The sequence below is a fragment of the Pseudomonas sp. BN515 genome, from assembly GCF_029873155.1.
GTDB lineage: Bacteria > Pseudomonadota > Gammaproteobacteria > Pseudomonadales > Pseudomonadaceae > Metapseudomonas.
The window spans coordinates 77,480-101,477 of record NZ_SSOH01000011.1 but is presented as its reverse complement, the minus strand read 5'-3'; the positions used below and the strand labels follow the sequence as shown (position 1 = coordinate 101,477).

Below are 23,998 nucleotides of genomic sequence, written 5' to 3'. Positions count from 1 at the left end.
CTCAATACAGGTAGGAGCGAGCTCTGCTCGCGAATCGGGCCGGCACAATGTTTCGCGAGCAGATCTCGCTCCTACCGGCATTCCTGTGGTGGCGAAACCCCTCAGGGCTTAAGCTATGACCCACTTTCCAGTCGCCAGCAGCCTGAAGAAATGATCGCCAGCAAGTTGCCCAACGTCGGCACCACCATCTTCACCCGCATGTCCCAGCTCGCCGCAGAAGTCGGTGCCATCAACCTGTCCCAGGGCTTCCCGGATTTCTCCGCGCCAGCCGCCCTGTGCGACGCAGTTGGTCGGCACATCGCCGCCGGACATAACCAATACGCCCCGATGACCGGCCTGCCCGCGCTGCGCGAGCAAGTGGCGGCCAAAGTGGCCACTTTCTATGGCCGCGCGGTCAGCGCCGATGCCGAGGTGACTATCACGCCCGGCGCCACCGAAGCGATTTTCTGCGCCATCCAGGCGGTGGTCCGTGCCGGCGACGAGGTGATCGTCCTCGATCCCTGCTACGACAGTTACGAACCATCCGTGGAGCTGGCCGGCGGCCGCTGCGTCCACGTGCCGCTGGCACTGCCGGGCTTCTCCATCGATTGGCAGCGCATGCGCGACGCGTTGAGCCCGCGTACCCGCATGATCATCCTCAACAGCCCGCACAACCCCAGCGGCGCGCTGATTTCCCGCGCTGAACTGGACCAGTTGGCCGAGCTGATCCGTGGTCGCGATATCTACCTGGTCTCGGACGAGGTCTATGAGCACCTGGTGTTCGACGGTGCCAGCCACGTCAGCGTGCTGGCCCATGACGAGCTCTACGCCCGCGCCTTCGTGGTCAGCTCCTTCGGCAAGACCTATCACGTCACCGGCTGGAAGACTGGCTACGTAGTCGCCCCACCGGCGCTCTCCGCCGAGCTGCGCAAGGTCCACCAGTACGTGAACTTCTGCGGTGTCACTCCGCTGCAGTGGGCGCTGGCCGACTTCATGGCGGCACATCCGGAGCACCTGGCCGAGCTGCCGGCCTTCTATCAAGCCAAGCGCGACCTGTTCTGCGACCTGCTGGCCGGCTCGCGCTTCCGTTTCACCCGCGCCCCCGGCACTTACTTCCAACTGGTGGATTACAGCGCCATTCGCAACGACCTGGACGACGTGGCCATGTCCGAATGGCTGACCCGCGAGCACGGCGTCGCTGCGATTCCGGTTTCGGTGTTCTACCAGCAAGCGCCGAAAGACCTGCGCCTGGTGCGCTTCTGCTTCGCCAAACGTGAGGAGACGCTGCGTCAGGCGGCGGAAAAGCTATGCGCGATCTGACCACCTTGCCCGACCTCAAGCTGGCCCTGGTGCAGACCACCCTGGCCTGGCACGACTGCGCCGCCAACCACGCGCACTTCGAAGCGCTGCTGGAGCAGGCGAGGGGCGCGGATCTGATCGTCCTGCCGGAGATGTTCACCACCGGCTTCTCCATGGATTCGTCGGCCCTCGCCGAACCCGAGCAGGGTCCGACCCACGCCTGGCTGCGCGAGCAAGCCAGTCGCCTCGATGCGGTGATCACCGGCAGCCTCATCATCCAGGCCGCCGACGGCAGCCATCGCAACCGCCTGCTCTGGGCACGTCCAGACGGTGAAGTCCTGCATTACGACAAGCGACACCTGTTCCGCATGGCAGGCGAGCACAAGCACTACACGCCGGGCGAAACCCAGGCGCTGTTCGAGCTCAAAGGCTGGCGGGTGCGTCCGCTGATCTGCTACGACCTGCGCTTCCCGGTGTGGAGCCGTGATCCGCACGACACCGACCTGCTGCTTTACACCGCCAACTGGCCTGCGGCCCGTCGCCACCACTGGAACCGCCTGCTGCCGGCGCGCGCGATCGAGAACCTCTGCTTTGTCGCGGCAGTGAACCGTGTAGGGACCGATGGCAAGGGGCATGGCTACAGCGGCGACAGCCAGGTTTTGGACTTCCAGGGCGAAAGCCTGCTGGATGCCGGTGATGGTGACGGCGTGTTCTTCGCCAGCCTGTCGGCTTCGCAACTGGCGGCTTACCGCGAGCGCTTCCCGGCGATGCGTGATGCGGACGCCTTCGACTTGCATCTCTGAGCCCGGAGCGACCATGAGCGAACACAAGCCGCTACCTGCCGAAGGCAACCTGCTGGTGGCGGGGGAGAAGGTCTACAACACGCCGGTGGAAGTCACCCTGGCGGTGATCGGCGGCAAGTGGAAGTCGCTGCTGGTCTATCACCTGATCCCCGAGGCGCGGCGCTTCTCCGAGCTCAAGCGACTGGTGCCTGGCATCACTGAGAAAATGCTGACCCAGCAGCTGCGGGAGCTGGAGCGCGACGGCATTGTCTCGCGCACGGTGTATGCCGAAGTGCCACCGAGGGTCGAGTACCGCCTGACCGAGCATGGCTTGAGTCTGAAGCCGGTGCTGGATTCCATGTGCGCATGGGGTAAGTGCCACTGGCAGCAGCAGGGCTAGGGCGGGTGTCGCTCTAGGGTAGGGGCGAATTCATTCTCCAGGGGCGGCGTAGCCGTCCCAATTGGGATCCGATGACGGACCTGCGGCCCGTTTGGCGATTGAAATCGCCCCCACAAGGAATAGGCCCACGGACAAAAGAAAACCCCGCCAGATGGCGGGGTTTTTTATTGCGCTATCGGCTTCAGGCCGCTTCGGCCTCAGCCTGGCTCAGGGCGCGGTTGAGGGCGCTGAACAGGGCACGGAAGCTGGCGGTGGTGATGTTCTCGTCGATGCCGATACCGTGCAGGGCACGGCCGCCGTTGACGCGCAGCTCGATGTAGGCCGCGGCCTTGGCGTTGGTGCCGGCGCCGATGGCGTGCTCGGAGTAGTCCATGATCTCCACCTTTACCGGCAGGCTGGCCACCAGGGCTTCCAGCGGGCCCTTGCCCATGCCGCGCAGGTGCTGGGTCTCGCCATTGACCTGGACTTCGATATCCACGGCGCTGGTGCCGTTCTCTTCCTGCAGGCGATGGCCTTTCAGGGTGAACGGAGTGCTGGCCTGCAGGTATTCGGCGTCCAGCAGCTTGTAGATCTGCTCGGCGGTCATTTCCAGGCCCAGGCGATCGGTTTCCTTCTGCACCACCTGGCTGAACTCGATCTGCATGCGGCGCGGAAGGCTGATGCCATATTCCTGCTCCAGCAGGAAGGTGATGCCGCCCTTGCCGGACTGGCTGTTCACACGGATCACCGCTTCGTAGCTGCGGCCGATGTCGGCCGGGTCGATCGGCAGGTAGGGCACTTCCCAGACGCCGTCTTCCTTCTGCTGGGCGAAGCCCTTGCGGATGGCGTCCTGGTGGGAGCCGGAGAATGCGGTATGCACCAGGTCGCCCACGTAGGGGTGACGCGGGTGGACCGGCAGCTGGTTGCACTCTTCGACGACCTTGCGCACGGCGTCGATGTCGGAGAAGTCCAGTTGCGGGTGCAGGCCCTGGGTGTACATGTTCAGCGCCAGGGTCACCAGGTCGACGTTGCCGGTGCGCTCACCGTTGCCAAACAGGCAGCCTTCGACGCGGTCGGCGCCGGCCATCAGGCCCAGCTCGGTGGCGGCCACGCCGGTGCCACGGTCGTTGTGGGTGTGCAGGCTGATGATCACCGAGTCACGACGGCTGACGTGGCGACCGAACCATTCGATCTGGTCGGCGTACACGTTCGGTGTGGCGCACTCCACGGTGGCCGGCAGGTTGAGGATGATCTTCTTCTCAGGAGTCGGCTGCCATACATCGATCACGGCGTCGCAGACTTCCACGGCGAACTCCAGCTCCGTGGAGCTGAAGATTTCCGGCGAATACTGGAAGGTCCAGTCGGTGCCGGGCTGCTCGGCGGCCAGCTTCTTGATCAGTTTGGCGGCGTTGGTGGCGATCTCGACCACGCCGGCCTTGTCCTGGTTGAAGACGATGCGGCGGAAGGACGGCGCAGTGGCGTTGTAGACGTGGACGATGGCCTTCTTCGCGCCTTTCAGGGACTCGAAGGTACGGGTGATCAGGTCTTCGCGGGCCTGGGTCAGCACCTGGATGGTCACGTCTTCCGGAATGTGGCCGCCTTCGATCAGCTCGCGGACGAAGTTGAAATCGGTATCCGAGGCAGACGGGAAGGCCACCTCGATTTCCTTCAGACCCACCTGCACCAGGGTCTTGAAGAAACGCATCTTCTTCTGCGCGTCCATCGGCTCGATCAGCGACTGGTTGCCGTCACGCAGGTCGGAGCTGCACCAGATCGGTACTTCAGTGATGGTCTTCGACGGCCAGGTACGGTCCGGCAGGTTGATGGCCGGGAACGGACGGTACTTGTTGGACGGGTCTTTCAGCATGCTCATGGGGCAAATCCTTTTTACTGCGGGCCGTGTGATGGTCGGCCAGGCATTGGAAATCGGCGGGTGCGGCGGAGGTGGGATTCAGCCACGCAGTCGGGGGCTGACCAGTCGCAGGCAGGCGTGTTGACGCAGAAGGATGAGAGTGTGTGCGGTTTTCATAGGGGCTAACCCTATTCATCGTGAGTGAATATGGCAAGCATCGCGGAAAAAATGGTGAAAAAGAGCGCAAGAATCTGCAAGGAGGGAAATTATTGCGTGAATGCGGCGGGTTTCTAGGAATGATTGCGCGGCTTCTTTGCCGCGAGGCAGCCAGCCCGCGAAAGGCCCGTTGCCGGACAATCCGCGGGCAGCCCCCGGATCATTGCGCTGGAGGCAGGCGCAGCGTGCGCATGTCCGCTCCGCTTGGGTGTTGGAAGACCCGCAGGCCAAACTCCGGAAGTATCGCCAGCAGGTGGTCGAAGATGTCGGACTGGATGGCCTCGTAGCTGGCCCAGGCGGTGGTGTTGGTGAAGCAGTACAGCTCCAGGGGCAGGCCATCGGCGGTGGGGGCCATCTGCCGCACGAGCAGGGTCATGTCCTTGCGGATGTCCTGGTTCTCCCGCAGGTAGTGCTCCACGTAGGCGCGGAAGGTGCCGAGGTTGGTCAGCTGGCGGCTGTTGACCGGCAGCCGCTCCTCTTCGTCCAACTGGCTGTTCCAGGACAGCAGCTCGCTCTGCTTGACGGTGAGGTAGCTGTCCAGCAGGCGGAAGTCGTGCAGTCGCTCGATGTCGTCCTGGTTTAGGAAGCGCACGCTGTTCTGGTCCAGGTACAGGCAACGCTTGATCCGCCGGCCCCCCGATTCCTGCATGCCGCGCCAGTTCTTGAACGAATCGGTGATGAAACGCTTGGTGGGAATGGTGGTGATGGTCTTGTCCCAGTTCTGCACTTTCACCGTATGCAGGGCGATGTCGATCACGTCGCCGTCGGCATTGAGTTGCGGCATTTCTACCCAGTCGCCGACGCGGATGATGTCGCTGGAGGTGATCTGCACGCTGGCCACCAGGGACAGCAGGGTGTCCTGGAAGATCAACAGCAGCACGGCGGCCATGGCGCCCAGGCCGGAGAGCAGGATCAGTGGCGAGCGGTCGATCAGGCTGGCGATGATCAGGACGGTGGCGATGGCGAAGATGGCGATCTTCAGCACCTGGATATAGCCCTTGATGGGCCGAAGGTGGGCGTCCTTGCGGCGCAGATACAGGCTGTTGACGATATTCAGCGCTGCGCTCAAGGCCAGGGCGATGGTGAGGATGATGAAGGCGGCGCACACGTTGGTGATGATCTCCACCAGCGCGTTCGGCAGGTTCGGCACCACCCGCACCCCGCCGGTCAGCACCAGGGCGGGCACCACGTTGGCCAGGCGCTTGATCAGTCCGTGGTCCTGGACGTGCACGCCGGTGAGACGGAACAGGCCACGGATCAGGATGCGCTGGACGATCCAGTTGGAAATCCACGCGAGGAGGACGAGGACTACGGTAGTGACGATGGTGTGCAGCTCTTCATGCTGCCGCAGCCAGGCGAGCCAGGGGGTGACATCGTTCTGCATGGGCGCTCCCTTGGAGAGTCTGGTGAGCGGGGCGGGCCCCGGAAAGCGCCGGACCTTAGCAAATCCACCAGGCCCGCCCCAGGCCTGGGGTGTAAGCGTAGATGTCGGTCAGGGTTTGTAGGCGCCGATGAAGATGGCCGGGTCCACGCGTACATCGTTGAGGCTGACGTTCCAGTGCATGTGCGGGCCGGTGGCGCGTCCGGTGGCTCCGACGCGGCCTACCACGCCGCCGCGCGGCAGCTGTTGGCCGAGCTTCACCTCTACCTTCGACATGTGACAGAACATGCTGATCAGGCCCTGGCCGTGGTCGACGAACACCGTCCTGCCATTGAAGAAGTAGTTGCCGATGAGAATCACCTTGCCCGCCGCCGGGGCCTTGATCGGCGTGCCGGCGCCCACGGCGAAGTCGAGGCCCGAATGCGGGTTGCGTTCCTCGCCATTGAAGAAGCGGCGCAGGCCAAAGGGGCTGGAAAGCGGGCCGTTCACCGGCTTGTCGAACAGCAGGTTGCTCGGCATTCCGGGGCTGAAGCGGCGGTAGGCGGTGGTCTGCTCGGCCAGTTCGCGGTCGATACGCTTGAGGTCTTCCGGCAACGGGTTCACCTGGCGCGTGTTGGCCAGTTTGATGTGTTGCTCGCGATAGGTGCGCGGACCCACGCTGAAGGCCAGCTTGCGCCCATCGCTCACCTCGACCTGCTGTTGGCCCGCCTTGGTCCCCAGCGGAATACCGACGATGGCGATCCAGTCGCGACCGTCTTCCTTGACCACCAGCACCGGTTTGCCCTGGTAGCGCGCGGTGGGCGCCTGGGCGGCGCTGCCGAGCTGGATCACTGCCACGCCGCCGGGTACCGGCTTGTTCAGCAGGCGGCTGATGAAACCTTCGGCATGGACGGGCAGGGCGAGGCAGAGGAGCAGGGCGGCGAGCAGGCGCATGGTCAGTCCAGCAGGGAGAGGTTCACGGGGGTGAGGTGGTTGTCTTCGACACGCACGTCCAGTTCGCCCTCAGCGAGGCGGGCCTTCAGGCGCTGGCCGGGGCGCGTCTGGCTGGCGGCGCGGATGGCTTGGCCGCGTTCGTCCAGCAGGATGCTGTAGCCGCGGCCGAGGGTGGCCAGGGGGCTGACCACGTGCAGGGTCTGGGCCAGGGTGTCGAGCTTTTGCCGGCGGTCCTTGATGGCGTCGCGGGCGGCGCGGGGCAGGCGCTCGGCCAGGCTGTCCAGCCGCTGTCGCAACAGGGCCAGGGTGCGCCCCGGATGCTGCGCGGCGAGACGGGTATCGAGGCGCGCCAGGCGTTCGTGACGAATTTGCAGCTGGCGCTCGAAAGCCCGGCGCAGGCGCATGTCCAGGTCGTCCAGGCGCTGGGCCTGTTGGCGCAGCCGCTCGCCGGGGTGGCGCAGGCGGCGGAACAGTCCGTCCAGGCGCAGGCGCTCGCGGGTCAGGTGTTCCCGCATACGCAGGACCAGGCGGCGATGCAGACTGTCCAGGCGCTGCTGCAGTTCACTGGCGTCCGGGGCCAGCAACTCGGCGGCAGCGGAGGGGGTCGGAGCGCGTACGTCCGCGACGAAATCGCTGATGGATACGTCCGTCTCGTGGCCGACGGCGCTGACGATGGGCGTCTTGCAGGCGGCCACCGCGCGGGCGACCGCTTCCTCGTTGAAGCACCAGAGGTCCTCAAGCGAGCCGCCGCCCCGGGCCAGGATCAGGGCGTCGAAACCCTGGGCGTCGGCCAGTGCCAGGGCACGGACGATCTGTGCGGTCGCCTCGCGGCCCTGGACCGCGGTGGGAATCAGGGTCAGCTGCACCTGCGGGGCGCGGCGGCGGAATACGCTGATGATGTCGCGGATCACCGCACCGGTGGGTGAGCTGACGATGCCAATGCGCTGCGGGTGGGCAGGCAGCGGGCGCTTGCGCTCGGCGGCGAACAGTCCCTCGGCGGCAAGCTTTTCCTTCAGCGCTTCGAACGCCAGGCGCAGTGCGCCGTCGCCGGCGGGTTCAACGGTATCGGCGATCAGCTGGTAGTCGCCACGGCCCTCGAAAAGCGAGACCTTGCCGCGTACCCGTACGGCGAGGCCGTCGCGCAGGGCCTGGCGCACGCGCTGGGCGTTCTGTCGGAACAGCGCGCAGCGGACCTGGGCCTGGGCATCCTTGAGGGTGAAATAGAGATGGCCGGAAGCGGGGCGGGCGAGGTTGGATATCTCGCCTTCCACCCAGACCTGCGGGAACACGTCCTCCAGTAGATGGCGGGCGCGCTGGTTGAGCTGGCTGACGGTCAGCACCTCGCGGTCGAGGCCGAGCCGTTGAAAGGGGTCTTTGAGCATGGGCGGAAATGATAATGGCTTTGCCGCCATGCGCCATAGTTGACGGTTAAAGGGCGATGGTTAAGCTGCGCGCCCTTTCCACCGCAGCAGGAGCCAGAGATGGAATCGAGCCAGTTGATCATCGTGCCGCAGATATCCACCGTTCCCGGGCATCAGGCCCTGGTCGGGCGCATGCTGCGCTGGCTGGCCCAGCGCGAGGTGGTCGAAGCGCTGCCGAGCACCTGTGGGCTGCGCGGCAACCGCATGGCCTACGCCATCGCACCCGGCGCGCGGAATGTGGTCGAGCATCCGGAACGTCTGCCATTCGGCCAACCGGTGAATGGCCTGGAGCTGGTGGACAAGCGCTGCATCTATACGCCTACACGCGACTTCCTCAATGAAGCGGGCTGCCCCGAATGCCGCCAGGAAGTTGGAGAACCGCTGTTCGAAAGCCTGGAAGAATGGTGGCCGGGGCATACCGACAACTTCAATTGCCCGGAATGCGGTTTCGAGGACGACATCAATGGCTTCCTCTTCCTGCAGCCCTGCGGCTTTTCCAATCTCGGTTTCATCTTCAACGGCTGGGGCGAAACCCGCTTCACCCAGACCTTCCTCGACGCGTTCGGCGAGCGACTTGGATACTCGGTGCGCCAGGTTCGGACGAACGGGTGACCAGAGGCGTTATTTCCGTCGCGAAACGGCGTGGAGGACTTCGTTTCGTCGTTTGTGGCGCTGCGTTGTGAAATTAATTCGCTTCCGCGACCAGAAACCCGATCTGTAGCCCGTCGGCCGCGTTGAGCAGTGGCCGTGGCCTCGTTATAATGGCGCGCTTCCAATTTTCCCGCCTGGGAGCCCCCGCCATGCTGCGCATCAGCCAAGAAGCCCTGACCTTCGACGACGTTCTCCTGATTCCGGGATATTCCGAGATTCTGCCCAAGGATGTCAGCCTCAAGACCCGCCTGACCCGCGGCATCGAACTGAACATCCCGCTGGTATCCGCGGCGATGGACACCGTGACCGAAGCCCGCCTGGCCATCGCCATGGCCCAGGAAGGCGGCATCGGCATCATCCACAAGAACATGACCATCGAGCAGCAGGCTGCCGAAGTGCGCAAGGTCAAGCGTCACGAGACCGCCATCGTCCGTGACCCGGTGACCGTCACCCCCTCCACCAAGATCATCGAGCTGCTGCAGATTGCCCGTGAATACGGCTTCTCCGGCTTCCCGGTGGTGGAAGAGGGCGAGCTGGTGGGCATCGTGACCGGCCGCGACCTGCGCTTCCGTCCGAACGTCGGCGACACCGTTGCCGCGATCATGACTCCCAAGGAAAAACTGGTCACCGCCCGTGAAGGCACACCGCTGGAAGAAATGAAGGCCAAGCTCTACGAAAACCGCATCGAGAAGATGCTGGTGGTCGACGAGAACTTCTACCTGCGCGGCCTGGTGACCTTCCGCGATATCGAGAAGGCCAAGACCTACCCGCTGGCGTCCAAGGACGACCAGGGCCGTCTGCGCGTTGGCGCGGCAGTGGGCACCGGCGCCGACACCGGCGAGCGCGTATCCGCACTGGTTGCCGCGGGTGTCGACGTGGTGGTGGTGGACACCGCCCACGGCCACTCCAAGGGCGTGATCGAGCGCGTTCGCTGGGTCAAGGACACCTACCCGCACGTGCAGGTGATCGGTGGCAACATCGCTACCGGCGAAGCCGCCAAGGCCCTGGCCGAGGCTGGCGCTGACGCGGTCAAGGTCGGCATCGGCCCGGGCTCCATCTGCACCACCCGTATCGTTGCCGGCGTCGGCGTACCGCAGATTTCCGCCATCGCCAACGTCGCCGCCGCCCTGGCCGGCTCCGGCATCCCGCTGATCGCCGACGGTGGCATCCGCTTCTCCGGTGACCTGTCCAAGGCCATCGTGGCTGGCGCTTCCTGCGTGATGATGGGCTCCATGTTCGCCGGTACCGAAGAGGCTCCGGGCGAAGTCGAACTGTTCCAGGGCCGTTCCTACAAGGCCTACCGTGGCATGGGCTCGCTGGGCGCCATGGCGCAGTCCCAGGGTTCCTCCGACCGTTACTTCCAGGACTCCTCGGCCGGTGCCGAGAAGCTGGTTCCGGAAGGCATCGAAGGCCGTGTTCCCTACAAGGGCACCCTGACCGCCATCGTTCACCAGCTGATGGGCGGCCTGCGTGCCTCCATGGGCTACACCGGCTGCTCCACTGTCGAGGAAATGCGCACCAAGCCGCAGTTCGTGCGCATCACCGGCGCCGGCATGGCCGAGTCCCACGTCCACGACGTACAGATCACCAAGGAAGCCCCGAACTACCGCGTTGGTTGAGGCTGACTGAAAGCTAGTGCGTCACGGGGCTGTCTGATTCAGCCCCGTGTCGTTTGTGAATTCCGTAACGAGAGATGGCCATGTCCCAAGACATTCACGCCCACCGGATCCTGATCCTCGACTTCGGCTCCCAGTACACCCAGCTGATCGCCCGCCGCGTGCGCGAGATCGGCGTGTACTGCGAAATCCACCCCTTCGACATGAGCAATGACGCGATCCGCGCCTTCGCACCGCGCGGCATCATCCTCGCCGGTGGCCCGGAGTCGGTTCACGAAGCCAACAGCCCGCGCGCACCGCAGGCCGTGTTCGACCTGAATGTGCCGCTGTTCGGCATCTGCTACGGCATGCAGACTATGGCCGAGCAGCTGGGCGGCAAGGTGCAGGGTTCCGATCTGCGCGAATTCGGTTACGCCCGCGTCGATGTGGTGGGCAAGGCCCGGCTGCTCGACGGCATCGAAGACCATGTGGACGACGATGGCGTCCTCGGTCTCGACGTGTGGATGAGCCACGGCGACAAGGTCACCGACATGCCCGCCGGCTTCCACATCCTGGCCAGCACCCCGAGCTGCCCGATCGCTGCCATGGCCGACGATCACCGCGCCTACTACGGCGTGCAGTTCCACCCGGAAGTGACCCACACCAAGCAGGGTGGTCGCATCCTGTCCCGCTTCGTGCTGGACATCTGCGGCTGCGCCGCCCTCTGGACCCCGTCCAACATCGTCGAAGACGCCATCGCCACCGTACGTGCCCAGGTGGGCTCGTCCAAGGTGCTGCTGGGCCTGTCCGGCGGCGTGGACTCCTCCGTGGTAGCGGCGCTGCTGCACCGCGCCATCGGCGACCAGCTGACCTGCGTCTTCGTCGACAACGGCCTGCTGCGCCTGCACGAGGGTGACCACGTGATGGCCATGTTCGCCGAGAACATGGGCGTACGCGTGATTCGCGCCAACGCTGAAGAGAAGTTCCTTTCCCGCCTGGCCGGCGTCGCTGACCCGGAAGAGAAGCGCAAGATCATCGGCCGTACCTTCATCGAAGTGTTCGATGAGGAAGCCACCCGGCTGCAGGGCATCAAGTTCCTGGCCCAGGGCACCATCTACCCCGACGTGATCGAGTCGGCCGGCGCCAAGACCGGCAAGGCCCACGTGATCAAGTCCCACCACAACGTCGGTGGCCTGCCGGAAGACATGCAATTCGAACTGGTCGAGCCGCTGCGCGAGCTGTTCAAGGACGAAGTGCGCAAGATCGGTCTGGAGCTGGGCCTGCCCTACAGCATGGTCTACCGCCACCCGTTCCCGGGCCCGGGCCTGGGCGTGCGCATCCTCGGCGAAGTGAAGAAGGAATACGCCGACCTGCTGCGTCGTGCCGACCACATCTTCATCGAAGAACTGCACAAGGCGGACTGGTACCACAAGACCAGCCAGGCCTTCGTGGTGTTCCAGCCGGTGAAATCCGTCGGCGTGGTCGGTGACGGCCGCCGTTATGCCTGGGTCGTTGCCCTGCGCGCGGTGGAAACCATCGACTTCATGACCGCCCGCTGGGCGCACCTGCCCTACGAGCTGCTGGAGACCGTCTCCAACCGCATCATCAACGAGATCGAAGGCATCTCCCGCGTCACCTACGACGTGTCGAGCAAACCGCCGGCGACCATCGAGTGGGAATGATGCGAGTGCACAAGCGCTAGCGAAACGGAACCGGCCAGGCCTCAAAGCCTGGCCGGTTTTGTTTTTGGGGCAACCTCTGGGGAAGGGGTGGCCGTAGGGTGCGCTGCGCGCACCGGCATTCCTGCACGGAAGTCCTGGTGCGCATGGCGCACCCTACGGATCGGATTCAGTTGTCAGGCATTGGCGCGGGTATCCACCACCAGCGTCACCCGTGCGATGAACCCGTCACCGTCTTCCACCAGCTCTGCCACCGACTGTTCCCCGCCCTGTCGGCGATAGATGTAGTCCTGCTCCCGGGGTGTCCAGACTTGGCCGGGGTGGGCGTAGGGCGGTTTTGCCATCGCCGGGCGAATGACCGCTTCCGGGAAGTACAGCTGGCCGGTGTGAATATCCTGCTCGCCCAGATGCACCTTGAGGTGCACGTGGTTGGTACGCCCTGGGTAGTAGCCGGGAAGGATGCTGCGAAATTCCGCGCGGCCATCGTCGTCGGTGATCTGCACGCCGCGCAGGAAGCGGCTCGCCGAATCGGCGCCGACGCCCGAGTAGGCGCCCTGGGCGTCGCAGTGCCAGATCTCCAGGGCGGCGTCCCCCAGGGGGCGACAACCGTCCGCCTGCAGCACGTCGAACTGCAATCTCAGGGGCGTGCCCGGCCTGCCATCGGTGATGTCCTGGCGCGGTAGCGCATCTTCCAGGTAGAAGGGCCCGGCAGTCTGTTCAGGGCTGAGGCGGCACACTCCGATACTTTCGGCCTGGCCCAGGCGAGGCCAGTTCAGCAGCACGAAGCCTCCAATGCAGAGCTGCACCATTTCGCGGCGGGTGGGGTGCATGGGCAAGCTCCTCTCTGGCCGATTCCTCCATCCTACGCCCGGCAGGGAAGGGCGGCTGCGCCCATCGGTCGCGGCTAATGCGGATGCTTTCACTTATCTTTCACAGGCCCGGGGTGTATCTTGTGCGCCCCGAAAGCCGGCCCGGCAGAGGCTGGTTCGATTAGCCGATGGGACAGCCCCGTTCTTCCCCAGAGGAGCCTGACCCCCATGTCCTTCACTCGCAGACAGATTCTCGGTGGCCTGGTCGGCCTCGGCGTGGTCGGCCTGGGTGCCGGCGGCGCCCGCTACTGGCTGGGCCGCAGCCTGGATGCCAAGACCCACGACTACGAACTGATCGCCGCACCGCTGGACCTCGAACTGGTTGCCGGCCACACGACACCCGCCTGGGCCTATGGCGGCCAGGCACCGGGCGTCGAACTCCGTTCCCGCCAGGGCGACTGGCTGCGGGTGCGCTTCATCAACAAGCTCGACGAACCCACCACCATCCACTGGCATGGCATCCGCGTGCCGCTGGAGATGGATGGCGTGCCCTATGTGTCGCAGCTGCCGGTGCTGCCCGGCGAGTATTTCGACTACCGCTTCAAGACCGACGACGCCGGCAGCTTCTGGTACCACCCGCATCTGTCCAGTGCCCACCAGCTGGGGCGCGGCCTGGTCGGCCCACTGATCGTCGAAGAGCGCGAACCCACAGGCTTCAGGCACGAGAAAGTGCTCAGCCTGAAGACCTGGCACGTGGACCAGGAAGGTGCGTTCACCGCCTTCAGCGTCCCCCGCGAAGCCGCCCGCGAAGGTACCCGTGGGCGTCTGACCACCATCAATGGCAAGCAGCTGCCCACCGTGGATCTGCCGGCGGGCCAGGTGGTGCGCCTGCGTATCCTGAACCTGGACAACACCGTCACCTACCGGCTCAACCTTCCGGGTGCCGAGGTGCGCATCTATTCCCTGGATGGCCATCCCGTGGAGCCCCGTGACCTGGGCAAGGAGTACTGGCTGGGTCCGGGCATGCGCATTGAACTGGCCATCAAGGTGCCGGCCGAAGGCACTGAGCTGCCGCTGCGCAATGGTCCGCTGCGTCTGGCGACCCTGAAGAGCGTGGCCAGCAGCGAGGCGCCCGGTGACTGGCCGGCGGCGCTGCCGGCCAACCCGGTGCCGGAGCCCGATCTGGAGAAGGCCGAGGTGCTGCGCTTCAATTTCGAATGGGCCGCTACCCTGGCCAGCGCTGCCGGACGTCCGAGCAACTACTGGCAGATCAACGGCAAGGCCTGGGACATCAACGACAAGACTTGCGCCGACCGTCCCATCGCCAAGCTGAAGAAGGATGGCCACTACATCTTCGAGCTGCGCAACATGGCCCAGTACCTTCACCCCATCCACCTCCATGGCATGGCGTTCAAGGTGCTGGATTCGGACCGCAAGTCCATCATTCCCTATTTCACCGACACCTACCTGCTGGGCAAGAACGAGACCGCGCGCATCGCGCTGGTAGCGGAAAATCCGGGGATATGGATGTTCCACTGCCACGTCATCGACCATATGGAAACCGGCCTGATGGCCGCCATCGAAGTAGCCTGAGCCGACCATGCGCCAACCCCAGATCATCGACCGCAGCCGCGACGAATACTTCATGCGTGAGGCCCTCGCCCTGGCCCTGCAAGGGGCGGCGCTGGGCGAAGTGCCGGTGGGCGCGGTGCTGGTCAAGGATGGCGAGATAGTCGGACGCGGCTTCAACTGCCCCATCTCCGGTCACGACCCCAGCGCCCATGCCGAGATGGTGGCGGTGCGCGATGCCGCCAGCCGCCTGGAGAACTACCGGCTGGTGGGCAGCACCCTTTACGTCACCCTGGAGCCCTGCAGCATGTGCGCCGGGCTCATCGTCCACTCGCGGATCACCCGCGTGGTCTATGGCGCCACCGAACCCAAGGCGGGCGTGGCGGTCAGCCGTGGCCAGTTCTTCAACCAGGAATTCCTCAATCACCGGGTGCTGGTGGAAGGCGGGGTACTGGCGCAGGCGTGCAGCGAGATGCTTTCCGGCTTCTTCCAGGCCCGGCGCGCGGCACGCAAAGACGTCTGACTCGGACGCTTCCGACAGGCTATTCGACCAAGGTCGGGACCCTTCTCACTAGATCCAGAAACCTCCTGTGCTAAGGTGCGCGGCCGCCCGAAAAGGGCGGCCCAGAGCGGCTCGAGTGCGAGTCGCTGGGGAGGGTCCCTGCATGGGGCCACCGCCAGGAGGCATCCGTAATCCCGTTGTCCCGCAGTGCCCGATTCACCGTTTGACGGAAAGGCCATGGCAGCTTCAGGTCAGGGGCCTCCTGAAAACGAGAATGTGTTGTTGAGGGTGCTGTTATGAGTGAAACCAGGGTCCAGTCTTATCAGGATCAGGTTGGGGCGGAGCCAGTCGATTCGTCGGGGCTGGCGGTCCATCGGCTGAGCTTCCTTGAAGCGGTCGCCATGATCGTAGGCACCAACATTGGGGCAGGTGTGCTCTCCATGGCCTACGCCAGCCGCAAGGCCGGCTTCATGCCCTTGCTGCTGTGGCTCGCGGTGGCGGGCGTGTTCACCACCATTTCCATGCTGTACGTATCGGAAACCGCGCTGCGGACCCGTACCCACAACCAGCTGAGCGGTCTAGCACAGCGCTACGTGGGGTCGTTCGGTGCCTGGGCCATTTTCCTTTCGGTTGCGGTCAACAGCATCGGTGCCCTGATCGCCTATATGAGCGGCAGTGGCAAGATCCTCAGTGCCTTCCTGGGTATCAGCCCGGCGCTCGGTAGCGTGCTGTTCTTCCTGCCGGCGGCGCTGGTGCTCTATCTCGGCCTGGGCGCGATCGGCAAGGGCGAGAAGTTCATCAGCATCGGCATGGTCAGCATGATCGTCGTGCTGGTGGTCGCGACCCTGGTCAACGAGAACACCGACGTCGCCCGCCTGCTGGAAGGCGACTGGATCTACATGGTGCCGGTATTCAACATCGCGGTGTTCTGCTTCTCCGCGCAGTACATAGTCCCGGAGATGGCTCGTGGCTTCAGCCATGCACCGTCGCAACTGCCCAAGGCGGTGATCACCGGCATGCTGGTGACCTTCTGCCTGCTGGCGATCGTGCCCATGTCCGTGATCTCCCTGAACGGGCTGGAAAACCAGACCGAAGTCGCCACGCTGGCGTGGGGCCAGGCGCTGGGACAGTGGGCGTTCTACACCGCCAACACCTTCGCCCTCTGCGCCATGCTGACCTCCTACTGGGGGCTGGGTGGCAGCTTCCTGACCAACATCTTCGACAAGTTCCACAAGCTCGGCCCGGAGAACCAGCCGAAGACCCGCCTGCTGGTACTCGGAAGCGTGTGCGTGCCGCCTTTCCTGCTGGCCTACAGCGGCATGGTCGGGTTCGTTAATGCGCTGTACTTCGCCGGTGCCTTCAGTGGCGTGATCCTGTCCATCATGCCGATCCTCATGCTGCGATCCGCCCGTCGCCATGGCGATCTGCAACCGGCCTGGCAGTGTGGCTGGATCGCCCATCCGCTGATCCAGGTGTTCATCGTGATGATCTACCTGGCCAGCGCCGCCTATGCCATTTGCAGCGCGCTGAACCTGCTGCCGTCCGGCTGGTGATCGCCTGAAATGAAAAAGCCCGCTTCGATGCGGGCTTTTTTGTGGCCGGTGTGACGGCTCAGAGCTTTTCGTCCTGCCGGTTTTCCGGTGGGCGGGTCTTGTTGATGCCAGGCAGGTGGGTGGCGTTCTCGGCCAGTTGGCTGCCTTCCATCTGCGGCTGGGTCACCCAGGTGAGGATGTCGTAGTAACGGCGGATGTTCTGCACGAAGTGCACTGTCTCGCCGCCTCGGGCGTAGCCATAGCGGGTCTTGCGGTACCACTGCTTCTGCGACAGGCGGGGCAGCATCTTCTTCACGTCCAGCCACTTGTTCGGGTTCAGGCCCTCGGCCTCGGCCAGCTTGCGCGCGTCGCCCAGGTGGGCGATGCCGATGTTGTAGGCGGCCAGGGCGAACCAGGTACGGTCCGGCTCCTTGAGGTCGTCGGAGAGGCCGTCCTTGATCATAGTGAAGTACTTGCCGCCGCCGTGGATGCTCTGCTTGGCGTTCAGGCGATTGGATACGCCCATGGCCTTGGCGGTACCCTCGGTCAGCATCATCAGGCCGCGCACGCCGGTCTTGGAGGTTGCGGTGGGCTGCCAGAGGGATTCCTGGTAGCCGATGGCCGCCAGCAGGCGCCAGTCCACCTCGTTCTTCTGCGAAGCCTGGCGGAAGTGCTGCTCGTACTTGGGCAGGCGCTGTTGCAGGTGCTTGGCGAAGGTGTAGGCACCGACGTAGCCGAGTACGTCGACGTGGCCGTAATAGCGGTCCTTCAGGCGCTGCAGGGTGCCATCCTTGCGGGCCTTGTCGAGGAAGGCGTTGACCTCGTTGTAGAGGCTATCGTCCTCGCCGGGCGCCATGGCCCAGGCCAGGCTGGTGGCGTCGCCCAGGTCGAAGGCCACGCGCACGTTGGGGAAGTAGACCTGGTTCATTGCCAGCTCGTTGGAATCCACCAGGGTCAGGTCGATCTGCCCTTCGTCGACCATGCGCAGCAGGTCGACCACTTCCACCTCGTCGGATTCCTCGTACTTCAGTTCGGGAAGGGTGGCCTTCAGCGACGCCAGCTGTTCGGCGTGGCTGCTGCCCTTGAGCACCAGGATGCGACGGCCGACCAGGTCCTCGGGGCGGGTAGGGCGGCGTTCACCGTTGCGGTAAATGACTTGGGGGGTGACGTCCAGGTAGGAATGGGAGAAGCGCACTTCTTCCCTGCGCGCATTGCTGGCTACCAGGCCGGCGGCGGCCAGCACCGGGCCATTGGCCTGGCCCAGGCGGGAATAGAGGTCGTCCAGCTTGTCGGCGGTCTCGATCTTGAGCTCGACGCCCAGATCGTCGGCAAAGCGCTTGACCAATTCGTATTCGAATCCAGTCTCGCCGTTGCGGTCTTCAAAGAAGGTGGCCGGGCTGTTGCGGGTGATCACGCGTAGCACACCCTCCTCCTGTACGCGCTCGAGGGTAGTGGGCTGTTTGCAGCCGACGAGCATCAGGAAGAATCCGGTAGCCAGGGCCCAAAAAGCCCGACGTGTGCCGAACACGTGTCGATTTAGCATCCACGGAGTATACGCAAAGCCTGGCGGGCGCCATATCTCGACAGGGGGCATCTTCTCTGCTAGCTGTCAGGCGACACGAGGCACCTTCAGAGGTGCCGGAATGCGGCGCTTTGCGCTAGAATGCACGGCCTCCAAGCACACCCCTTCCCCAGAGGCTGTCCCGAAGATGTTGATCCTGCGCGGTGCTCCCGCCCTTTCCGCTTTTCGCCACGGCAAACTGCTCGAGCAATTGACCCAAAAGGTCCCCGCCGTCAGCGGACTTTACGCCGAGTTCACCCACTTCGCCGAAGTGACTGGCGTACTCAGCGGGGAGGAAGAGCAAGTACTGGCCCGCCTGCTCAAGTACGGCCCTAGCGTCCCGGTTCAGGAGCCTCGCGGCCGCCTGTTCCTGGTGGTGCCGCGTTTCGGCACCATCTCGCCCTGGTCGAGCAAGGCCACCGACATCGCCCGCAATTGCGGCCTGGCCAAGATCGAGCGCCTGGAACGCGGTATCGCCTACTACGTGGCCGGCGAGATCAGCGACGCCGACGCGCAGCTCGTCGCCAGCACCCTGCATGACCGCATGACCCAACTGGTGCTGGCCGGCCAGGAAGAGGCCGCCGGCCTGTTCAGCCACGCCCAGCCCAAGCCGCTGACCGCCGTGGACATCCTCGGTGGCGGCCGCGCTGCCCTGGAGAAGGCCAACGTCGAACTGGGCCTGGCGCTTGCCGAAGACGAAATCGACTACCTGGTGAAGAGCTTCAACGACCTGGGCCGCAACCCCCACGACGTCGAGCTGATGATGTTCGCCCAGGCGAACTCCGAGCATTGCCGCCACAAGATCTTCAACGCCAGCTGGGACATTGACGGCCAGGCGCAGGAGAAGAGCCTGTTCGGCATGATCAAGAACACCTACGAGATGAACCGTGAAGGCGTACTGTCCGCATACAAGGACAACGCTTCGGTGATCGTGGGCTCCACCGCCGGCCGCTTCTTCCCCAACCCGGCGACCCGTCAGTACGGCGCCACCCAGGAGCCCGTGCACATCCTGATGAAGGTGGAAACCCACAACCACCCGACCGCCATCGCTCCGTTCCCCGGCGCCTCCACCGGCTCCGGCGGCGAGATCCGTGACGAAGGTGCCACCGGCCGCGGCGCCAAGCCCAAGGCTGGCCTGACCGGTTTCACCGTTTCCAACCTGCAGATCCCCGGCTTCGAACAGCCTTGGGAAAAGCCCTACGGCAAGCCCGAGCGCATCGTCACCCCGCTGGACATCATGATCGAAGGCCCGCTGGGCGGCGCCGCGTTCAACAACGAGTTCGGCCGTCCGGCCCTGACTGGCTACTTCCGTACCTTCGAGCAGGCCATCGACACCCCCCACGGTGAAGAAGTCCGCGGCTACCACAAGCCGATCATGCTCGCCGGCGGCATGGGCAACATCCGCGCCGAGCACGTGCAGAAGGGCGAAATCTCCATCGGCGCCAAGCTGATCGTTCTCGGCGGCCCGGCCATGCTCATCGGCCTCGGCGGTGGCGCAGCTTCCTCCATGGCCACCGGCGCCAGCTCCGCCGACCTGGACTTCGCTTCCGTACAGCGCGACAACCCGGAAATGGAGCGTCGTTGCCAGGAAGTGATCGACCGCTGCTGGCAGATGGGTTCGGAAAACCCCATCAAGTTCATCCACGACGTGGGTGCCGGCGGCATCTCCAACGCCCTGCCGGAACTGATCAACGACGGTGGCCGTGGTGGCCGTTTCGAACTGCGCGCCGTGCCCAACGACGAGCCGGGCATGAGCCCGCTGGAAATCTGGTGCAACGAGTCCCAGGAGCGTTACGTGCTCTCCGTGGACGCCGCTGACTTCGAGCGTTTCAAGGCCATCTGCGAACGCGAGCGCTGCCCGTTCGCCGTGGTCGGCGAGGCTATCGAAGAGCCTCACCTCACCGTGGCCGACAGCCACTTCGGCAACAAGCCGGTGGACATGCCGCTGGAAGTCCTGCTCGGCAAGCCGCCGCGCATGCACCGCTCCGTCAGCCGCGAGGCTGAGCTGGGCGATGACTTCGCCGCCGCCGAACTGGACATCGAAGAAGCCGTGAGCCGCGTGCTGCACCACCCGGCCGTTGCCAGCAAGAACTTCCTGATCACCATCGGTGACCGCACCATCACCGGCCTGGTGGCCCGCGACCAGATGGTCGGCCCCTGGCAGGTCCCGGTAGCCGATTGCGCCGTCACCGCCACCAGCTTCGACGTCTACACCGGCGAAGCCATGGCCATGGGCGAGCGCACGCCGCTGGCCCTGCTGAATGCGCCGGCATCCGGTCGCATGGCCGTGGGTGAAACCATCACCAACCTGGCTGCCTCGAAGATCGAGAAGCTGGGCGATATCAAACTCTCCGCCAACTGGATGGCCGCTGCCGGTCACCCGGGCGAAGACGCTCGCCTGTACGACACCGTCAAGGCTGTGGGCATGGAACTGTGCCCGGCGCTGGGCATCACCATTCCGGTGGGCAAGGACTCCATGTCCATGAAGACCCGCTGGCAGGATGAAGGCGCGGACAAGTCCGTCACCTCGCCGCTCTCGCTGATCGTCACCGGTTTCGCGCCGGTCACCGATGTGCGCAAGACCCTGACCCCGCAACTGCGCCTGGACAAGGGCGAAACCGACCTGATCCTGGTCGACCTCGGCCGTGGCCAGAACCGCATGGGCGGCTCCATCCTCGCGCAGGTCTACAGCAAGATCGGCCAGCAGGTACCGGACGTTGATGACGCCGAAGACCTGAAAGCCTTCTTCGCCGTGATCCAGGGCCTGAACGCCGATGGCCACCTGCTGGCCTATCACGACCGTTCCGACGGCGGCCTGCTGGCCACCGTGCTGGAAATGGCCTTTGCCGGCCACTGCGGCCTGGACCTCTACCTCGACGCCCTGGCCGACAACCGTGAAGGCCTGACCTCCGTCCTGTTCAACGAAGAATTGGGTGCGGTCATCCAGGTTCGCCAGGACGCCACGCCGGAAGTGCTGGCCCAGTTCAGCGCTGCCGGCCTCGGTGACTGCGTTGCCGTCATCGGCCAGCCGTTCAACGGCGCCAACATCGCCATCAGCTTCAATGGCGAAGCCGTGTTCGGCGGCGAGCGCCGCATGCTGCAGCGCCAGTGGTCCGAGACCAGCTATCGTGTCCAGCGTCTGCGTGACAACGCCGACTGCGCCGACCAGGAATTCGACGCACTGCTGGAAGAAGACAACCCCGGCCTGTCGGTCAAGCTCAGCTTCGACGTCAACCAGGACATCGCTGCGCCCTACATCAAGAAGGGTGTGCGTCCGCAGGTGGCGATCCTCCGCGAGCAGGGCGTGAACGGCCAGGTGGAAATGGCTGCCGCCTTCGACCGCGCCGGCTTCTCCGCCATCGACGTGCACATGAGCGACATCCTCGCCGGCCGCGTCAGCCTGGAAGACTTCAAGGGCCTGGTGGCCTGTGGTGGCTTCTCCTACGGCGACGTGCTCGGCGCCGGTGAAGGCTGGGCCAAGTCGATCCTGTTCAACACCCGTGCCCGCGAAGGCTTCCAGGCCTTCTTCGAGCGCAAGGACAGCTTCGCCCTGGGCGTGTGCAACGGTTGCCAGATGATGTCCAACCTGCACGAGCTGATTCCCGGCACCGAGTTCTGGCCGCACTTCGTGCGCAACCGCTCGGAGCAGTTCGAAGCCCGTGTGGCCATGGTCCAGGTGCAGGAGTCGTCCTCGATCTTCCTGCGTGGCATGGCCGGCTCTCGCATGCCGATCGCCATCGCCCACGGCGAAGGTCATGCCGAGTTCGAGAGCGAAGAGGCGCTGCTGGAAGCCGACCTGTCCGGTTGCGTGTCCATGCGCTTTGTCGATACCCACGGCAAGGTCACCGAGACCTACCCGGCCAACCCGAACGGTTCGCCCCGTGGTATCACCGGTCTCACCAGCCGAGACGGCCGTGTGACCATCATGATGCCGCACCCGGAGCGCGTGTTCCGCGCCGTGCAGAACTCCTGGCGCCCGGATGAGTGGCAGGAAGACGGCGGCTGGATGCGGATGTTCCGCAACGCCCGCGTTTGGGTGGATTAAGAGCCGGCCGCAGGCCGTTCTGATGACCCTCTCCCCTTGGGGAGAGGGTGCCCGAAGGGCGGGAGAGGGTGTTTTTTCCTCCGCGCCGACCAGTCAAACAGGGCACGAGAGGCCTCAGATTGGCCCACTCGGACATCGACAGTAAAAGGCGGGAGAAGGCACTCTTCTCCCGCCTTTTTCGTTTTCGAGCCGCGCCCATGCCGGACCCGATCCTTCCTGAAGTCCGCCTGCTGCAGCCCGGCGATCAGTGCCGCCTTTGTCGCTGCGGCCGCTCGGAACGATTGCCCGATTGCCCGCCCGACTGCGCCGACGGCCTCAGCCTGACCGCCCGCCGCGAACAGCGACTGCTGCTCTGCCGTTGCGGCCAGTCCGCGCGGCTGCCCTGGTGCGATGGCAGCCACAGCCCGCCTACCCCCAGCCTTGGCCAGCGTTGGCGGCGCTTCTGGAAAGGTGAGTAGGACTTCACCTTTATCGCCAGATGCACTTTCCCGTGGAGAACGCTTTTGCGCACCATGGGTCCAACTCGCGTATGTGAACAGCGCCTCGGCAAAATGACGTCAAAGTGCCATCATTATCGGGTATGAACCCGTCGTTGGATCCACGCGGAGAACTCGATGTACAAGCTGTGCTTCTACGTTCCGGAGAGCCATCTGGAACCTGTGAAAAAGGCCATATTCGCGGCAGGCGGGGGGCGCATTGGCGCCTATGACAGCTGCTGCTGGCAGGCGCTCGGGCAGGGCCAATTCCGTCCGCTCGAGGGCAGCAGTCCCTACCTGGGCCAGACCGGCACCGTCGAGCATGTCGCTGAATGGAAGGTGGAAATGGTCGTCGCCGACGAACTGATCCACGATGCGGTCAAGGCGCTGAAGAAGGCCCACCCTTACGAAACTCCGGCCTTCGAAGTCTGGCGCCTCTCCGACCTGATGTTCTGATCAGCGAAACGCCGCGCGGTAGGCCCCCGGCGTTGCGCCAACCGCCGCGCGGAAGCGATTGCTGAAGTGACTGGCGCTGGCAAAGCCGCACGCCAGGGCGATTTCTCCAAGGGGCAACTCGCCATCGCGCAACAATTTGCGCGCTCGCTCCAGCCGGCGCGCCAGCACGTATTGGTGCGGAGGCATGCCGAAGCTCTCGCGGAACATCCGCGCGAAGTGATATTCCGACAGCGCCGCAAAGGTCGCCAGTTCGCCCAGGCTGATCGGCTCGGCCAGGCGATTCTCGATGTACTCCATGAGGCGCCGGCGCAGCACCGGTGCCAATCCCCCTTTCAGGCGCAGGCCATCCCGCATCCCGGCCTGGGTCAGCAGGCTGTGGTGGATCATGTCGTGGGCCAGGCTGGTCGCCCGCAGGCGCTCGGCGGGCTCGTCCCAGTCCAGGGTGATCAATTGGCGGAAATTCCGCGCCTGCTGCGGATCGTCGAGGAAGGTGCGTTCGCGTAGCTGCAACTCACGGGGCTCCCGATCCAGCAAGGTGACCGCAGCCTGGGCGAAGTGCTCGGCGCTGAAGTAGAGGTGCGCCAGGCGGATTTCACCGTTGATCACCCATGAGGATTCATGCCCGGCGGGCAGGATGCACAGCTTGTCCGGCGCGCCCTTGGTATCGGGACGCTCGCGGCGGAAGGTGCCGGTGCCGCCCGCCAGGTAGCAGGACAGCGTGTGCACCTTCGGCCCCTGGTAGTCGCGGGCGTCGTGGTGGTTGCTCCAGAGCGCCGCGCCCAGGCCATCGCCCAGCTCCGCGCAATGCTCCAGGCGAGCGTTGGGCGAACTGCTGAGGGATTGGAAGACCTGGTTCTGTTCGAGCAGGGACATGGGCAGGG

General features: G+C 64.8%; 19 protein-coding genes. 12 read left to right on the top strand and 7 right to left on the bottom strand.

Annotated elements, in window-relative coordinates; genetic code table 11:
* Positions 1–150 precede the first annotated feature (150 nt).
* The 3 genes from E8E91_RS01680 to E8E91_RS01670 are packed head-to-tail and all read left to right on the top strand — an operon-like array spanning position 151 to position 2,460.
* Positions 151–1,299 (top strand): pyridoxal phosphate-dependent aminotransferase, encoded by a 1,149-nt coding sequence (locus tag E8E91_RS01680; RefSeq protein ID WP_280374345.1) that lies wholly within the window; start codon positions 151–153, stop codon positions 1,297–1,299.
* Entirely contained in the window at positions 1,287–2,081 is a 795-nt protein-coding gene (locus tag E8E91_RS01675) for an amidohydrolase (protein WP_280374344.1), read from the top strand. Before E8E91_RS01680 ends, E8E91_RS01675 begins: the two co-directional genes overlap by 13 nt.
* Positions 2,082–2,094: 13 nt before the next feature.
* Positions 2,095–2,460, top strand: coding sequence for a helix-turn-helix domain-containing protein (locus E8E91_RS01670; RefSeq protein ID WP_280367333.1), 366 nt, complete (start codon positions 2,095–2,097; stop codon positions 2,458–2,460).
* Positions 2,461–2,641: 181 nt separating this feature from the next.
* On the opposite strand, the gene leuA is transcribed toward E8E91_RS01670, so the two are convergent.
* The 4 genes from leuA to xseA all read right to left on the bottom strand — a co-directional run bounded on the left by leuA (position 2,642) and on the right by xseA (position 8,203).
* Positions 2,642–4,312 carry a 2-isopropylmalate synthase gene (leuA, locus tag E8E91_RS01665; protein ID WP_280374343.1) on the bottom strand — a complete coding sequence of 557 codons (1,671 nt, stop codon included), beginning with the start codon at positions 4,310–4,312 and terminating at the stop codon, positions 2,642–2,644.
* A 355-nt stretch (positions 4,313–4,667) separates the two neighbouring features.
* Positions 4,668–5,891, bottom strand: a complete 1,224-nt coding sequence (locus tag E8E91_RS01660) for a mechanosensitive ion channel family protein (protein ID WP_280374342.1) — start codon at positions 5,889–5,891, stop codon at positions 4,668–4,670.
* 108 nt (positions 5,892–5,999) lie between these two features.
* Positions 6,000–6,821 (bottom strand): peptidoglycan DD-metalloendopeptidase family protein, encoded by an 822-nt coding sequence (locus E8E91_RS01655; protein ID WP_280374341.1) that lies wholly within the window; start codon positions 6,819–6,821, stop codon positions 6,000–6,002.
* Positions 6,822–6,823: 2 nt separating this feature from the next.
* The gene (xseA, locus tag E8E91_RS01650) at positions 6,824–8,203 is read right to left on the bottom strand and encodes an exodeoxyribonuclease VII large subunit (protein ID WP_280374340.1); all 1,380 of its coding nucleotides are present in this window, start codon (positions 8,201–8,203) and stop codon (positions 6,824–6,826) included.
* A 99-nt stretch (positions 8,204–8,302) separates the two neighbouring features.
* Here xseA and E8E91_RS01645 point away from each other — a divergent pair, with 99 nt between their 5' ends.
* From E8E91_RS01645 to guaA, 3 genes are all read left to right on the top strand, one after another.
* The gene (locus tag E8E91_RS01645; RefSeq protein ID WP_280374339.1) at positions 8,303–8,854 is read left to right on the top strand and encodes a sugar ABC transporter ATPase; all 552 of its coding nucleotides are present in this window, start codon (positions 8,303–8,305) and stop codon (positions 8,852–8,854) included.
* 188 nt (positions 8,855–9,042) lie between these two features.
* Positions 9,043–10,512 carry an IMP dehydrogenase gene (gene guaB, locus E8E91_RS01640; protein WP_280374338.1) on the top strand — a complete coding sequence of 490 codons (1,470 nt, stop codon included), beginning with the start codon at positions 9,043–9,045 and terminating at the stop codon, positions 10,510–10,512.
* 80 nt (positions 10,513–10,592) lie between these two features.
* A complete protein-coding gene (guaA, locus tag E8E91_RS01635) occupies positions 10,593–12,170 on the top strand; it encodes a glutamine-hydrolyzing GMP synthase (RefSeq protein WP_280374337.1) in 1,578 nt (525 codons plus the stop codon).
* 173 nt (positions 12,171–12,343) lie between these two features.
* Here guaA and E8E91_RS01630 read toward each other — a convergent pair whose 3' ends face one another.
* Positions 12,344–12,997, bottom strand: a complete 654-nt coding sequence (locus tag E8E91_RS01630) for an intradiol ring-cleavage dioxygenase (protein ID WP_280374336.1) — start codon at positions 12,995–12,997, stop codon at positions 12,344–12,346.
* Positions 12,998–13,204: 207 nt separating this feature from the next.
* Between E8E91_RS01630 and E8E91_RS01625 the strand changes: the two genes are divergently transcribed.
* The 3 genes from E8E91_RS01625 to E8E91_RS01615 all read left to right on the top strand — a co-directional run bounded on the left by E8E91_RS01625 (position 13,205) and on the right by E8E91_RS01615 (position 16,600).
* Positions 13,205–14,569, top strand: coding sequence for a multicopper oxidase family protein (locus E8E91_RS01625; RefSeq protein ID WP_280374335.1), 1,365 nt, complete (start codon positions 13,205–13,207; stop codon positions 14,567–14,569).
* 7 nt (positions 14,570–14,576) lie between these two features.
* Positions 14,577–15,068, top strand: coding sequence for a tRNA adenosine(34) deaminase TadA (gene tadA / locus E8E91_RS01620; RefSeq protein WP_280374334.1), 492 nt, complete (start codon positions 14,577–14,579; stop codon positions 15,066–15,068).
* 275 nt (positions 15,069–15,343) lie between these two features.
* On the top strand, positions 15,344–16,600 hold the full coding sequence (locus tag E8E91_RS01615; RefSeq protein WP_280374333.1) for an amino acid permease: 1,257 nt from the start codon (positions 15,344–15,346) through the stop codon (positions 16,598–16,600).
* Positions 16,601–16,658: 58 nt separating this feature from the next.
* Here the strand turns inward: E8E91_RS01615 and mltF are convergent, their stop codons facing one another.
* Entirely contained in the window at positions 16,659–18,122 is a 1,464-nt protein-coding gene (mltF, locus tag E8E91_RS01610) for a membrane-bound lytic murein transglycosylase MltF (protein ID WP_280374332.1), read from the bottom strand.
* A gap of 166 nt (positions 18,123–18,288) precedes the next feature.
* Here mltF and purL point away from each other — a divergent pair, with 166 nt between their 5' ends.
* From purL to E8E91_RS01595, 3 genes are all read left to right on the top strand, one after another.
* Entirely contained in the window at positions 18,289–22,185 is a 3,897-nt protein-coding gene (gene purL, locus E8E91_RS01605; protein WP_280374331.1) for a phosphoribosylformylglycinamidine synthase, read from the top strand.
* Between the two features lie 197 nt (positions 22,186–22,382).
* Positions 22,383–22,643 (top strand): CDGSH iron-sulfur domain-containing protein, encoded by a 261-nt coding sequence (locus E8E91_RS01600; protein ID WP_280374330.1) that lies wholly within the window; start codon positions 22,383–22,385, stop codon positions 22,641–22,643.
* A 156-nt stretch (positions 22,644–22,799) separates the two neighbouring features.
* Positions 22,800–23,117 (top strand): YqfO family protein, encoded by a 318-nt coding sequence (locus E8E91_RS01595; RefSeq protein ID WP_280374329.1) that lies wholly within the window; start codon positions 22,800–22,802, stop codon positions 23,115–23,117.
* Here E8E91_RS01595 and E8E91_RS01590 read toward each other — a convergent pair whose 3' ends face one another.
* A complete protein-coding gene (locus E8E91_RS01590) occupies positions 23,118–23,990 on the bottom strand; it encodes an AraC family transcriptional regulator (RefSeq protein WP_280374328.1) in 873 nt (290 codons plus the stop codon).
* Positions 23,991–23,998: the final 8 nt, after the last annotated feature.

Bases quoted from the DNA above. Each gene is read 5' to 3' on its own strand.
- leuA (WP_280374343.1), bottom strand. From the start codon at position 4,312: ATGAGCATGCTGAAAGACCCGTCCAACAAGTACCGTCCGTTCCCGGCC.
- E8E91_RS01645 (WP_280374339.1), top strand. From the start codon at position 8,303: ATGGAATCGAGCCAGTTGATCATCGTGCCGCAGATATCCACCGTTCCC.
- purL (WP_280374331.1), top strand. From the start codon at position 18,289: ATGTTGATCCTGCGCGGTGCTCCCGCCCTTTCCGCTTTTCGCCACGGC.
- E8E91_RS01630 (WP_280374336.1), bottom strand. From the start codon at position 12,997: ATGCACCCCACCCGCCGCGAAATGGTGCAGCTCTGCATTGGAGGCTTC.
- xseA (WP_280374340.1), bottom strand. From the start codon at position 8,203: ATGCTCAAAGACCCCTTTCAACGGCTCGGCCTCGACCGCGAGGTGCTG.
- E8E91_RS01595 (WP_280374329.1), top strand. From the start codon at position 22,800: ATGTACAAGCTGTGCTTCTACGTTCCGGAGAGCCATCTGGAACCTGTG.
- tadA (WP_280374334.1), top strand. From the start codon at position 14,577: ATGCGCCAACCCCAGATCATCGACCGCAGCCGCGACGAATACTTCATG.
- E8E91_RS01625 (WP_280374335.1), top strand. From the start codon at position 13,205: ATGTCCTTCACTCGCAGACAGATTCTCGGTGGCCTGGTCGGCCTCGGC.
- E8E91_RS01680 (WP_280374345.1), top strand. From the start codon at position 151: ATGATCGCCAGCAAGTTGCCCAACGTCGGCACCACCATCTTCACCCGC.
- mltF (WP_280374332.1), bottom strand. From the start codon at position 18,122: ATGCTAAATCGACACGTGTTCGGCACACGTCGGGCTTTTTGGGCCCTG.
- E8E91_RS01675 (WP_280374344.1), top strand. From the start codon at position 1,287: ATGCGCGATCTGACCACCTTGCCCGACCTCAAGCTGGCCCTGGTGCAG.
- E8E91_RS01615 (WP_280374333.1), top strand. From the start codon at position 15,344: ATGAGTGAAACCAGGGTCCAGTCTTATCAGGATCAGGTTGGGGCGGAG.
- guaA (WP_280374337.1), top strand. From the start codon at position 10,593: ATGTCCCAAGACATTCACGCCCACCGGATCCTGATCCTCGACTTCGGC.
- E8E91_RS01655 (WP_280374341.1), bottom strand. From the start codon at position 6,821: ATGCGCCTGCTCGCCGCCCTGCTCCTCTGCCTCGCCCTGCCCGTCCAT.
- guaB (WP_280374338.1), top strand. From the start codon at position 9,043: ATGCTGCGCATCAGCCAAGAAGCCCTGACCTTCGACGACGTTCTCCTG.
- E8E91_RS01600 (WP_280374330.1), top strand. From the start codon at position 22,383: ATGCCGGACCCGATCCTTCCTGAAGTCCGCCTGCTGCAGCCCGGCGAT.
- E8E91_RS01590 (WP_280374328.1), bottom strand. From the start codon at position 23,990: ATGTCCCTGCTCGAACAGAACCAGGTCTTCCAATCCCTCAGCAGTTCG.
- E8E91_RS01660 (WP_280374342.1), bottom strand. From the start codon at position 5,891: ATGCAGAACGATGTCACCCCCTGGCTCGCCTGGCTGCGGCAGCATGAA.
- E8E91_RS01670 (WP_280367333.1), top strand. From the start codon at position 2,095: ATGAGCGAACACAAGCCGCTACCTGCCGAAGGCAACCTGCTGGTGGCG.